Annotated in this window: 12 protein-coding genes; 9 read left to right on the top strand and 3 right to left on the bottom strand. The window is 61.7% G+C overall.

Translation table 11 applies throughout. The features are described 5' to 3' along the window. Positions 1-35: 35 nt before the first annotated feature. The 3 genes from spoT to J1G33_RS05165 are packed head-to-tail and all read left to right on the top strand — an operon-like array spanning position 36 to position 3,343. On the top strand, positions 36-2,141 hold the full coding sequence (gene spoT, locus J1G33_RS05155; RefSeq protein ID WP_005792489.1) for a bifunctional GTP diphosphokinase/guanosine-3',5'-bis pyrophosphate 3'-pyrophosphohydrolase: 2,106 nt from the start codon (positions 36-38) through the stop codon (positions 2,139-2,141). A 24-nt stretch (positions 2,142-2,165) separates the two neighbouring features. Beyond that, entirely contained in the window at positions 2,166-2,546 is a 381-nt protein-coding gene (locus J1G33_RS05160) for a RidA family protein (RefSeq protein ID WP_003176922.1), read from the top strand. Between the two features lie 56 nt (positions 2,547-2,602). Continuing rightward, a complete protein-coding gene (locus J1G33_RS05165; protein WP_032878714.1) occupies positions 2,603-3,343 on the top strand; it encodes a hypothetical protein in 741 nt (246 codons plus the stop codon). A gap of 110 nt (positions 3,344-3,453) precedes the next feature. Here the strand turns inward: J1G33_RS05165 and J1G33_RS05170 are convergent, their stop codons facing one another. Beyond that, positions 3,454-4,305 (bottom strand): SDR family oxidoreductase, encoded by an 852-nt coding sequence (locus J1G33_RS05170; protein WP_223017778.1) that lies wholly within the window; start codon positions 4,303-4,305, stop codon positions 3,454-3,456. Between the two features lie 188 nt (positions 4,306-4,493). Here J1G33_RS05170 and exbB point away from each other — a divergent pair, with 188 nt between their 5' ends. From exbB to J1G33_RS05200, 6 genes are all read left to right on the top strand, one after another. After that, positions 4,494-5,474 carry a tonB-system energizer ExbB gene (gene exbB, locus J1G33_RS05175; protein WP_223017779.1) on the top strand — a complete coding sequence of 327 codons (981 nt, stop codon included), beginning with the start codon at positions 4,494-4,496 and terminating at the stop codon, positions 5,472-5,474. Between the two features lie 6 nt (positions 5,475-5,480). After that, positions 5,481-5,906: a TonB system transport protein ExbD gene (gene exbD, locus J1G33_RS05180; protein ID WP_003195519.1), complete on the top strand. Its 426-nt coding sequence runs from the start codon at positions 5,481-5,483 to the stop codon at positions 5,904-5,906. Continuing rightward, positions 5,903-6,649: an energy transducer TonB gene (locus J1G33_RS05185; RefSeq protein WP_005792493.1), complete on the top strand. Its 747-nt coding sequence runs from the start codon at positions 5,903-5,905 to the stop codon at positions 6,647-6,649. The genes exbD and J1G33_RS05185 overlap by 4 nt, the downstream gene beginning before the upstream one ends. A 156-nt stretch (positions 6,650-6,805) precedes the next feature. Further along, on the top strand, positions 6,806-7,726 hold the full coding sequence (locus J1G33_RS05190; protein ID WP_032878710.1) for a hydrogen peroxide-inducible genes activator: 921 nt from the start codon (positions 6,806-6,808) through the stop codon (positions 7,724-7,726). 8 nt (positions 7,727-7,734) lie between these two features. Beyond that, positions 7,735-9,810 carry an ATP-dependent DNA helicase RecG gene (recG, locus tag J1G33_RS05195; RefSeq protein ID WP_223017780.1) on the top strand — a complete coding sequence of 692 codons (2,076 nt, stop codon included), beginning with the start codon at positions 7,735-7,737 and terminating at the stop codon, positions 9,808-9,810. Positions 9,811-9,887: 77 nt separating this feature from the next. Next, a complete protein-coding gene (locus J1G33_RS05200) occupies positions 9,888-11,288 on the top strand; it encodes an aminoacyl-tRNA deacylase and HDOD domain-containing protein (protein ID WP_005792496.1) in 1,401 nt (466 codons plus the stop codon). 132 nt (positions 11,289-11,420) lie between these two features. Here the strand turns inward: J1G33_RS05200 and J1G33_RS05205 are convergent, their stop codons facing one another. Continuing rightward, the gene (locus tag J1G33_RS05205; RefSeq protein ID WP_032803751.1) at positions 11,421-11,795 is read right to left on the bottom strand and encodes a hypothetical protein; all 375 of its coding nucleotides are present in this window, start codon (positions 11,793-11,795) and stop codon (positions 11,421-11,423) included. A 124-nt stretch (positions 11,796-11,919) separates the two neighbouring features. After that, positions 11,920-12,846 (bottom strand): type VI secretion system-associated lipoprotein TagQ, encoded by a 927-nt coding sequence (tagQ, locus tag J1G33_RS05210; protein ID WP_032878708.1) that lies wholly within the window; start codon positions 12,844-12,846, stop codon positions 11,920-11,922. Positions 12,847-12,883: the final 37 nt, after the last annotated feature.

Here is a 12,883-nt window from a genome sequence, read left to right on the forward strand (position 1 = left end):
GCGCAGGGTCACAGTCATCGGCAGGAGTTCACACTTTGCCGAGCATAGACGCCCTCGCCGATCGCTTATCGGCCTACCTCGGCCCCGACCAGGTCAACCTGGTCCGCCGAGCGTATTTCTACGCCGAACAAGCCCACGACGGCCAACGCCGACGTAGCGGTGAGGCGTACGTCACCCATCCCCTTGCGGTGGCAAATATCCTGGCCGACATGCACATGGACCATCAGAGCCTGATGGCCGCGATGCTGCATGACGTGATCGAAGACACCGGCATTGCCAAGGAAGCGCTCAGCGCGCAATTTGGCGAAACCGTGGCCGAACTGGTCGACGGGGTCAGCAAACTGACCCAGATGAACTTCGAGACCAAGGCCGAAGCCCAGGCGGAAAACTTCCAGAAGATGGCCATGGCCATGGCCCGAGACATTCGGGTGATCCTGGTCAAGCTGGCCGACCGGCTGCACAACATGCGCACGCTGGAAGTGCTGTCCGGCGAAAAGCGTCGGCGCATCGCCAAGGAAACCCTGGAAATCTACGCGCCCATCGCCAACCGGCTGGGCATGCACGCCATTCGTATCGAATTCGAAGACCTTGGTTTCAAAGCCATGCACCCGATGCGTTCGGCGCGCATCTACCAGGCGGTCAAACGCGCCCGGGGCAATCGCAAGGAAATCGTCAACAAGATCGAAGAATCCCTGAGCCATTGCCTGGCGATCGACGAGATCGAAGGCGAGGTCAGTGGCCGCCAGAAGCACATCTACGGCATCTACAAGAAGATGCGTGGCAAGCGCCGGGCCTTCAACGAGATCATGGACGTGTACGCGTTCCGGATCATCGTCGACAAGGTCGATACCTGCTACCGCGTGCTGGGCGCTGTACATAATTTGTACAAACCCTTGCCGGGCCGCTTCAAGGACTACATCGCGATCCCCAAGGCCAACGGCTATCAGTCGCTGCATACCACGCTGTTCGGTATGCATGGCGTGCCGATCGAGATTCAGATCCGTACCCGCGAAATGGAAGAGATGGCCAACAACGGCATCGCCGCCCATTGGCTGTACAAGTCCAGTGGCGACGAGCAGCCCAAAGGCACCCATGCCCGCGCCCGCCAGTGGGTCAAGGGCGTGCTGGAAATGCAGCAACGTGCCGGCAACTCCCTGGAATTCATCGAAAGCGTGAAGATCGACCTGTTCCCGGACGAGGTCTACGTGTTCACGCCCAAGGGCCGGATCATGGAGCTGCCCAAGGGCTCCACAGCGGTCGACTTTGCCTACGCGGTGCACACCGACGTCGGCAACAGCTGCATTGCCTGTCGGATCAATCGTCGTCTCGCGCCGCTGTCCGAGCCCCTGCAAAGCGGCTCCACGGTCGAGATCGTCAGTGCTCCGGGCGCTCGCCCCAACCCGGCATGGCTGAACTTCGTGGTCACCGGCAAGGCCCGTACGCATATTCGCCACGCCCTGAAACTGCAGCGTCGCTCCGAGTCCATCAGCCTGGGCGAGCGCCTGCTGAACAAGGTGCTCAACGGCTTCGACAGCGCCCTGGACAAGATTGCGCAAGAGCGCGTGCAGGCGATGCTTCATGAGTATCGCCAGGAAACCATCGAAGACCTGCTCGAAGATATCGGCCTGGGCAACCGCATGGCCTACGTGGTCGCCCGTCGCTTGCTGGGCGAAGGCGAACAACTGCCGAGCCCGGAAGGCCCGCTGGCGATTCGCGGCACCGAGGGTCTGGTGCTCAGTTACGCAAAATGTTGCACACCGATTCCGGGCGACCCGATTGTCGGCCACCTGTCCGCGGGCAAGGGCATGGTGGTGCACCTGGACAACTGCCGCAATATCACCGAAATCCGCCACAACCCGGAAAAATGCATCCAGCTCTCGTGGGCCAAGGATGTCACCGGCGAGTTCAACGTCGAGCTGCGGGTGGAGCTGGAACACCAGCGCGGCCTGATCGCCCTGCTGGCCAGCAGCGTCAACGCGGCCGACGGCAATATCGAGAAAATCAGCATGGACGAACGTGATGGTCGCATCAGCGTGGTCCAACTGGTGGTCAGTGTGCACGACCGCGTGCACCTGGCCCGCGTGATCAAGAAACTGCGCGCCTTGACCGGTGTGATCCGCATCACCCGTATGCGTGCATAACCGATCCATTACAAGGAGTCATTCATGACCAAGACAGTTATCACCAGCGATAAAGCCCCAGCCGCCATCGGCACCTACTCCCAGGCGATCAAGGCGGGCAACACCGTCTACATGTCCGGCCAGATTCCGCTGGACCCAAAGACCATGGAACTGGTTGAAGGCTTCGAAGCCCAGACCGTACAAGTCTTCGAAAACCTCAAGTCCGTGGCCGAAGCTGCCGGTGGTTCGTTCAAGGACATCGTCAAGCTGAACATCTTCCTCACCGACCTGAGCCATTTTGCCAAGGTCAACGAGATCATGGGCAAGTACTTCGAACAACCCTACCCAGCCCGCGCCGCCATCGGCGTTGCCGCCCTGCCAAAGGGCGCACAGGTTGAGATGGACGCCATTCTGGTCATCGAGTAAAACACCCGGCGCAGCCCCAAAAGGCTGCGCCGGCTTCGCTTCATAAGGATTTCGTAATGCGCAAAGCGCTTGTAGCCTCTTCGTTGCTCGCACTGTTGCTCGGCGGTTGTGCCAGCAACCCGGCCGATCTGGACGTAAGCGGTACCTGGATCAACCAGGCCGCCATCGACGCGGCAGCCAAGGGCGGCCCTTTGCGTGAAGCCCTGCAATCCTATGGCCCCAACCTTGAGTGGGAGGTCAACACCAAGGCGTTGCAGGCGCGCTACTACAACGGTTTTGAAGTAGCGGAAGGCAAGTTGTCGGGTGAAAAACCCGGCGCGTGGAGCGTGGACTTCTACGGCAGCTCCGCTACCGAACTCAAGCGCAAAGGCAAACAATTGCTGCAAGTGGCCAACGACAATGAGCCAGAGCAGCTGTTCGCCCGCGCCAAAGACCCGGCCCCCGAAGGCGCACCACTGGGTGCCAACTTCGAACGGGCACTGTATGCGGCCTACATGGGCGGCGACTGGAAGATAACCGACGGCACCGGCAACGGCGCCACAGTGCAGTTCCAGGCTGACGGCAAGATTGCCGGTCTGCCTGGCGTTGACCGTTACTCACTGTGCCTGGCGGGTGATTGCGCCTCCATGAGCGGCGGCTACGACAGCATCTGGCTGCAACTGAACGGCCAGGGCAACCCATGGATTTTCGTACGCAAGGGTGAGCAGCTGGAAATCTTCCAGGCGATCAACACCGCGCAGGCCGATGAAGTGCCTTCGTTTACTCCAGGCCCGCGCCAATGGCTGCTTGAAAAGTAATAACAGCCTCGCCCAAATCCAAATGTGGGAGCTGGGTATTACACCCAACAAAGATGTGATTGATATACCGCTATCGCAGGCAAGCCAGCTCCCACATTTTTTGCCGCGCTTCAGCCTTTCAGAATCGCCGCATAGCCTTCCCGGTAAGTCGGGTAAGTCGGCACCCAGCCCAACGCCTTGATACGCGCATTACTGCACTGCTTGCTCCCCGCACGCCGCACACTGGCGTCCTCGGCCCATTCGGTCACACCCAGGTACTCGCGCAACCAGGCCACCACCTCGGCTAGCGGTGCCGGCGCATCGTCAACGCCGATGTAGACCTTGTCCAGCGAACCGCCTTTTTCCACATGCCGCAGCAAGAAGGCGAGCAGGCCCGCGGCGTCATCGGCGTGGATACGATTGCCATACAGCGGCGGATCAACCGCTACGCGGTAGCCTTGACGCACCTGGGTCAGCAGCCATTCACGACCCGGGCCGTAAATCCCAGTCAGCCGCACGATGGTGGCCGGAATACCACTATTGAGCGCCACTTGCTCAGCTTCCAGCATCACCTGCCCGGAATAACCCTTCGCTTGCGTCTCTGACGTTTCGTCGACCCACTCGCCGTTCTGCTGCCCATACACACTGCTGCTGGAGACAAACAGCAAATGCTTGGGCGTCTGGCCGTAGTCGTCCAGCCACTCCAATACATGCTGCAACCCTTGCACGTAGGCGGCGCGATAGCCGGCCTCGTCGTGGTCGGTGGCAGCGGCGCAGTACACCAGATAATCCACCCCGCCGATTGGCCAGGTGTCCGGACAGTCCTTTTTGAACAGATCGCCGGCAATGCCGATCACGCCGTCGGGCAGGCGTGAAATATCGCGGCGCAGGCCGTGGACCTCCCATTCCGAGGCCAGCAATTGGCTAGCCAGCCGACTACCCACATCACCGCAACCGGCAATCACAACAGAAGGCGCAGACATCATAAAACTCCATTCTCAAAGGCGCAGATTAGCCGCGCGAGTGGATCAACGGCCAGTGAAAAGCGAAATAAAGTAACAGTGCCACTTTAGTTAACAAGAATTACTTGCAATAATAACCACCCATTTGTCCTCGACCCCCCTCGGTCTGGAAGGACGATCACCCATTTTTTCTCTCAGGTCCGGCCAGCATGACATGTAATACAACCCCCGCTTCGCCAACCAAGCCTCACAGCCCATCCCGCGCCTGGCGTGCGATTGCTGCGATGCTGTTCAGCGTCCTGCTGGCACCGACCGCCGCATTCGCTGATGCCACCGCCCCCGCCACTCCGGCGGCTACCGAGCAGAATGCTGCTGCGCCAGCGGCGGCTCCAGCTCCAGCCGCTACCGACCCGGCCCAGGCCACGGGCGACGCCGCACCTGCCAACGAAACCGGCGTTGTGCTGGAAGAAGACAACACCCTGGGTATGGCCCATGACCTGTCGCCATGGGGCATGTACCAGAATGCCGACGTAGTGGTGAAGGTTGTGATGATCGGCCTGGCCATCGCCTCGATCATCACCTGGACCATCTGGATTGCCAAAGGCTTCGAGCTGCTGGGCGCCAAGCGTCGTCTGCGCGCTGAAATCGTCCACCTGAAAAAAGCCACTACCCTCAAGGAAGCGAGCGAAACCGCAACCAAAAAGGGCACCCTGGCCAACACCCTGGTGCACGACGCGCTGGAAGAAATGCGCCTGTCGGCCAACACCCGCGAAAAAGAAGGCATCAAGGAACGCGTGGCTTTCCGCCTGGAGCGCCTGGTTGCCGCCTGCGGCCGTAACATGAGCAGCGGCACCGGCGTACTCGCCACCATCGGTTCCACCGCGCCGTTTGTCGGCCTGTTCGGCACCGTATGGGGCATCATGAACAGCTTCATCGGCATCGCCAAAACCCAGACCACCAACCTCGCCGTCGTTGCCCCCGGCATCGCCGAAGCCCTGCTGGCTACTGCCCTGGGCCTGGTTGCCGCGATCCCTGCGGTGGTGATCTACAACGTCTTCGCCCGTTCGATCGCCGGCTACAAGGCTCAGGTATCGGATGCGTCGGCAGAAGTCCTGCTGCTGGTCAGCCGTGACCTCGATCACCTGCCTACCGAGCGCAGCTCGCAACCGCACATGGTGAAAGTGGGGTAATCGGCCATGGGCCTGCATTTGAATCAAGGCGACGACGAACTCGTCGAGAACCACGAAATCAACGTTACGCCGTTTATCGACGTGATGCTGGTGCTGCTGATCATCTTCATGGTGGCTGCACCGTTGGCCACCGTGGACATCAAGGTTGACCTGCCCGCCTCCAGCGCCAAGCCGGCGCCGCGGCCGGAGAAGCCGATTTTCCTCAGCGTCAAGGCGGACCAACGCCTGTTCCTGGGCGAAGAAGAAGTCAAGGCTGAAACCCTGGGGCCGGTGCTCGACGCCAAGACCCAGGGCAAGAAAGACACGACAATCTTCTTCCAGGCCGACAAGGGCGTGGACTACGGCGACCTGATGAGTGTGATGGATGCCCTGCGGGCAGCCGGCTACCTCAAGGTAGGCCTGGTCGGACTTGAGACGGCAGCCAAGAAATGATCACGACGCGCCACAAACTGACGCGTTACGGCACCAGCCTCGCCGTCGTGCTGGGCGTGCATGCCGTCGCGATCATCATCGCGCTCCAATGGTCCGCGCCGCAGGTGATCCAGTTACCGCCGGCCGCGATGGTCATCGACCTGGCGCCGCTGCCAGCGCCACCGCCGCCTCCGGCACCGCCCAAGGTCGTGGCGCCACCGCCGCCGCCAGTTGAGGAGCTGCCGCTGCCGAAATTGGCCGAGGCGCCCAAACCAACGATCCAGGTGCCCAAGCCGGTCAAGCCCAAACCCAAGCCGCAACCGCCCAAGCCAGTGGAGAAGAAGCCCGATCCGCCCAAGGAGAAACCTTCCGAGGAGCCTCCAAGCGAAACGCCGCCGAGCAACGCGCCTGCGCAAAAATCCGCCCAGCCTGCGCCCGGGCCATCGGCACAGCAGCTTGCTGCCCAGGCATCCTGGCAAAGTACCCTGCTGGCGCACCTGCAGAAGTACAAGAAGTACCCGCCGGGCGCCCAGCAACGTGGCAAGGAAGGCATGAACCGCTTGCGTTTCGTGGTCGATGGCGAAGGCAATGTACTGTCCTACGAACTGGAAGGCCGCTCCGGCAACGCCGACCTGGACCGTGCGACCCTGGAGATGATCCGCAAGGCTCAACCCTTGCCCAAACCGCCAGCCGACTTGTTGAAAAACGGCAGTGTCGAACTGGTCGCACCCTTCGTTTACAACATCGATAAACGTCGCCGCTAGCAGAGCAATGTGGGAGGGGCTCGCACCCTCCCGCATCGTCTTTCACCGCGACAACAATTTCCGACATTCCCCACTCAATCCCCAGCAAAGTTCTGATAACGTGCGTCTATCGATTGCAGCCGGTATGCTTGGCCCGCAACTTCATGGACGCCCGCTATGACTCTTACAGAATTACGCTACATCGTGACCCTCGCCCAAGAACAGCACTTCGGCCATGCCGCCGAGCGTTGCCACGTCAGCCAGCCGACGCTGTCGGTGGGCGTGAAAAAGCTTGAAGACGAACTCGGTGTGCTGATTTTCGAGCGCAGCAAGAGCGCCGTGCGCCTCACCCCAGTGGGCGAAGGCATCGTTGCCCAGGCCCAGAAGGTCCTGGAGCAGGCGCAAAGCATTCGCGAGCTGGCCCAGGCCGGCAAGAACCAGCTGACCGCACCGCTCAAAGTCGGCGCGATCTACACTGTCGGCCCTTACCTGTTCCCGCACCTGATCCCGCAACTGCACCGCGTCGCGCCGCAGATGCCGCTGTATATCGAAGAAAACTTCACTCACGTGCTGCGCGACAAACTGCGCAACGGCGAGTTGGACGCGATCATCATCGCCCTGCCGTTCAACGAGGCGGACGTGCTGACCCTGCCGCTCTACGACGAGCCGTTCTACGTGCTGATGCCGGCCTCGCACCCGTGGACCAAAAAGGACACCATCGATGCCGGCCTGCTCAACGACAAGAGCCTGCTGCTGCTCGGCGAAGGCCACTGCTTCCGCGACCAGGTACTGGAAGCCTGCCCGACCCTGACCAAGGGCAACGACGGCGCCAAGCACACCACGGTGGAATCCAGCTCCCTGGAAACCATTCGCCATATGGTCGCTTCCGGCCTGGGTATTTCGATCCTGCCGCTGTCAGCGGTGGACAGCCATCACTACGCTCAAGGCGTGATCGAAGTTCGCCCACTCACGCCTCCGGTGCCGTTCCGTACCGTGGCGATCGCCTGGCGCGCCAGCTTCCCACGCCCCAAGGCAATTGAGATCCTCGCCGACTCGATTCGCCTGTGTTCGGTGGCCAAGCCGCCCGCTGCGAGCTAAGCAACCGTATGACTGAGCTGTCGCAGGTGTCGGTGACGGCACTCAAGGGTGTCGGTGACGCCATGGCCGAGAAGTTGGCCAAGGTCGGCCTGGAAAACCTCCAGGACGTGCTGTTCCACTTGCCCCTACGTTATCAGGACCGCACCCGCGTCGTGCCCATCGGCCATTTGCGCCCAGGCCAGGATGCGGTGGTCGAAGGCACTGTCAGCGGCGCTGACGTGGTGATGGGCAAGCGCCGCAGCCTGGTGGTGCGCCTGCAGGATGGTACTGGCGGCTTGAGCCTGCGCTTCTACCATTTCAGCAACGCGCAGAAAGAAGGCCTCAAGCGTGGCACCCGTGTGCGCTGCTACGGTGAGGCACGTCCCGGTGCATCGGGCCTGGAGATCTACCACCCGGAATACCGCGCCATCACCGGCGACGAACCGCCACCGGTGGACACCACCCTCACGCCGATCTACCCGCTGACCGAGGGCCTGACCCAGCAACGCCTGCGCCAACTGTGCATGCAAACCCTGACCATGCTCGGCCCGCAAAGCCTGCCCGACTGGCTGCCCCTGGAGCTGGCCCGCGACTATCAACTGGCGCCCCTGGCCGATGCGATCCGCTACCTGCATCACCCGCCCGCCGATGCCGATGTGGACGAACTCGCCCTCGGCCATCACTGGGCCCAGCATCGCCTGGCCTTCGAAGAGCTGTTGACCCACCAACTGTCCCAGCAGCGCCTGCGTGAAAGCATGCGTTCCCTGCGTGCGCCGGCGATGCCCAAGGCTACGCGGCTTCCCGCGCAATACCTGGCCAACCTCGGCTTTGCGCCGACCGGAGCACAGCAGCGCGTGGGCAATGAGATCGCCTACGACCTCAGCCAGCAAGAACCCATGCTGCGCCTGATCCAGGGCGACGTGGGCGCAGGCAAAACCGTGGTCGCCGCCCTCGCCGCCTTGCAAGCACTGGAGGCGGGTTACCAAGTCGCGCTGATGGCGCCGACAGAAATTCTCGCCGAACAACACTTCATCACCTTCAAGCACTGGCTCGAGCCGCTGGGCCTGGAAGTGGCGTGGCTGGCCGGCAAGCTCAAAGGCAAGAACCGTGCGAGCGCCCTGGAGCAAATCGCTGCCGGCGCGCCGATGGTGGTGGGCACCCATGCGCTGTTCCAGGACGAAGTGCAGTTCAAGAACCTCGCGCTGGTGATCATCGACGAGCAGCATCGCTTCGGCGTGCAACAGCGCCTGGCCCTGCGCCAGAAAGGCGTGGGCGGGCGCATGAACCCGCACCAGTTGATCATGACCGCCACCCCGATCCCGCGCACCCTGGCCATGAGCGCCTACGCCGATCTCGACACCTCGATCCTCGATGAATTGCCGCCCGGGCGTACGCCGGTCAACACCGTGCTGGTCACCGACACCCGGCGCGTGGAGGTGATCGAGCGCGTGCGCGGCGCCTGCGCCGAAGGCCGGCAGGCGTACTGGGTCTGTACCTTGATTGAAGAGTCCGAAGAGCTGACCTGCCAAGCCGCCGAAACCACTTACGAAGACCTCACCAGCGCCCTGGGCGAACTCAAGGTCGGGCTGATCCATGGCCGCATGAAACCGGCAGAGAAAGCCGCAGTGATGGCCGAGTTCAAGGCCGGCAACCTGCAATTGCTGGTGGCTACCACGGTGATCGAAGTGGGCGTGGACGTGCCCAACGCCAGCCTGATGATCATCGAAAACCCCGAACGCCTGGGCCTGGCGCAACTGCACCAATTGCGCGGCCGGGTCGGCCGGGGCAGCGCTGCCAGCCATTGCGTGCTGTTGTATCACCCGCCGCTGTCGCAGATCGGCCGCCAGCGCCTGGGCATCATGCGCGAAACCAACGACGGGTTTGTCATCGCCGAAAAAGACCTCGAACTGCGCGGCCCGGGTGAAATGCTCGGCACACGCCAGACCGGTCTGCTGCAATTCAAGGTCGCTGACCTGATGCGTGACGCCGACTTGTTGCCTGCTGTGCGCGACGCCGCGCAAGCCTTGTTGGAACGCTGGCCCGAACATGTCAGCCCGCTGCTGGATCGCTGGCTGCGGCACGGGCAGCAATACGGCCAAGTGTGACGCCCGACGCACTTATCCGACCATCACCCGTATCAAGCTGGTTATACTCCAATGACTGTAAGAAATTGGATCAGGCCATGTCAGAAGTTGCCCTCGCCACAGCCCCACTGACCGCCCCGCCGGTCATTCGGGCGCTGCTCGCAAAGCTCGCCGTCCCCTACACGGAAGTCGCCGAACACGCGGGCCTGAACCCTGCGCGAAAGGTCCAGGCGGTGTTGCTTGAGGATGCGGTCGGTGCACTCATGGTGCTGTTCCCTCAAAGCCAGTTGCTTGACCTCAACCGCCTCACCGAACTCACTGGTCGCCGTCTCACGGCCGTAGCCCCGGAGCGGGTCGAGCGTATGCTTGGCAAGCATGACCTGAGCCTGCTGCCCGGGCTGCCGCCGCTCACTAGTTCACCTTGCCTGTATGAAGGCAGCCTGCTCAACGAGCCGAGCCTGCTGGTGCATTCGGGCGAAGCCGGGTTGTTGCTGGAAATCCCCAGTGACGCCTTCAAGAGCCTGCTCACCAAGGCCAGTGCCGCCCAGTTCGGCGAGCCATTGAGCAACATTCGCCCGAACCTGGACCGCCCCAATGATGACCGCGAGGAAATCACCCAGGCGATGCAGGCGTTCACCGCCCGCCGCATTCAGCAACGCCTGGAAGCGACCATCGAGATTCCACCGCTGGCCGACACGGCGCAAAAGATCATCAAGCTGCGCGTAGATCCCAACGCCACCATCGATGACATCACCGGCGTGGTGGAAACCGACCCGGCGCTGGCCGCCCAGGTGGTGAGTTGGGCCGCGTCGCCCTACTACGCCTCGCCGGGCAAGATCCGTTCAGTCGAAGACGCCATCGTGCGCGTACTGGGCTTCGATCTGGTGATCAACCTGGCGCTCGGCCTGGCACTGGGCAAAACCCTGAGCCTGCCCAAAGACCGTCCGCATCAGTCCACCCCGTACTGGCATCAGTCGATCTACACCGCTGCCGTGATCGAGGGGCTGACCCGCGCCATGCCCCGTGCCCAGCGCCCGGAAGCCGGCCTGACCTACCTGGCCGGGCTGTTGCACAACTTCGGCTACCTGCTGCTGGCCCATGTGTTCCCACCGCATTTCTCGCTGATCTGCCGACACCTGGAGGTCAACCCGCACCTGTGCCACAGCTATGTCGAGCAACATTTGCTGGGGATCAGCCGCGAGCAGATCGGTGCGTGGCTGATGCGCTACTGGGACATGCCGGATGAGTTGTCCACGGCCCTGCGCTTCCAGCACGATCCGACCTATGACGGGCAATATGCCGAGTATCCGAACTTGGTGTGTCTGGCGGTGCGATTGTTGCGTAGCCGGGGGATTGGATCGGGGCCAGATGAGGCGATTCCGGATGCGTTGCTGGAGCGTTTGGGCTTGAGCCGGGAAAAAGCTGAGGAAGTGGTCGCCAAGGTGTTGGATGCCGAGGTGCTGTTGCGCGAGTTGGCATCGCAGTTCAGCCAGGGCTAAATCTTTCACCTGATAAACCGCTATCGCAGGCAAGCCAGCCCCCACAGTTGACCGAGTTCCAGCGTTGGAACGCAGCCAGACTGTGGGAGCTGGCTTGCCTGCGATGAATCCAACTCGGTATACCTGAAAACCCTACTTCTTTTTCTTCGGCTTCAAATACTTGGTCAGCCCTTGAAACCAGATCACCAGCGCCGGGTTGCCCTTGATCTGAATCGACTTGTCCTGAATCCCCGTCATGAACGCCAGTTGCTTGTTCTTCGCCTGCATCGTGGCAAAACCGTAGGCGGCATCCTTGAAAGCAATCGCAAAGGCAGGCTCAGGGTGAACACCTGAACGGCTGGTGATGCGCTGGTCTTTGACAATGAAGTGACGGGCAACCTTGCCGTCGAGGGTCTGCAGCTGGAAGGCCAGGTCTTTGTCACCCAGTTGCTGCTGGAAGGCGGGATTGGTGCGGCTGGCTTTGCCCATCATCAGGCCAAGCACCCACAGAAGAAGACGAAATTTCATGCACACGGCCTCGGTGTATTTATTGGAGTGGCCGCAGCAGTGTAACGATTTGCAAATAGAACGCCACCGATCTTGCGCTTTAGGCGCAGATCGGCTGGCGTTTAACGCTTATAGCAACAAGTGCTTAGACGTTAGGGCAAGGTACCGGCGCCCAGTCAACCAGGTTCGGGTTGGTGCAGTTGAGCTTGAGCTGGGAATCACCCGCGTTGGCTACCTGCTTGCTTTCAGCTTGCTTGGCCTGGGCCGTTTGCAAGGTCTTCTCGGTGGTGACCGCTTCTTTCGGCACGGTTGGCAGCACCGGCTTTTTCGGTGGCTTGGTGCCCGCGCCTTTCTTCTTGGTCGGCGTCACGACAGGCGCCGCATCGGCCTGGGCCACGGTGACCACGTCGGCACGCTGCACGCCGACTTGCTGCAGATCTTTTTCGTAAGCCTGAGTGTAGTTGTTCAGGTCTTCGCTGGCTTTGCCGTTGACTGCGACGATCAGGTCATTGGATTCCTTCAAGCCCGAGACGATTTCCGCCAGGCGCTTGCGGCCTTCGGTATCGTTGACGGTCTTGGCCTTGCGGTCGGCCACAAGCTTGGTGAACGCACTCTGGTAGCACTGCTGCGACGCCTTGGCGTAGGCGGTGCTGCGGTCGATGTCGGAGACGCTTTTATTCACGTCAGCGGCATAGGAGGCGATGCGCTGGTTGTCATCGGCGATCTGCTTCTGACGTTCGGTGTAGTAACCCGCCGCGCCGCCGGCCAGGGCGCCACCGGCAGCACCGATGGCGGCATTACGGCCACGTTTTTCCTTGTCGCCGGTCAGCGCGCCCAACAACGCACCGCCGGCCGCGCCGATGGCGGCACCGGTCACCACCGACTTGGTCATGTTCGAGTCGGTGGCACGCAGGTGCTGCACCGGCTCGTAGCAGTTGGGGTAGTACTCGACCTTGGTGCTCGACGCGACCTTGGACGCAGGCGACGTAGCGCAACCGGTCAACACGGTGCTGAAACCGGCCGCGATCAGCAGCAGGTGACGCTTGGAAACCGACTTACGGGAAAAAAGCATAGATGTGATCTCTGTTAAGTTTGACTTGCCCAGCACG

Origin of the sequence: Pseudomonas sp. P867 (genome assembly GCF_019891455.1) — a bacterium.
In the GTDB taxonomy this organism is placed as follows: domain Bacteria; phylum Pseudomonadota; class Gammaproteobacteria; order Pseudomonadales; family Pseudomonadaceae; genus Aquipseudomonas; species Aquipseudomonas synxantha_A.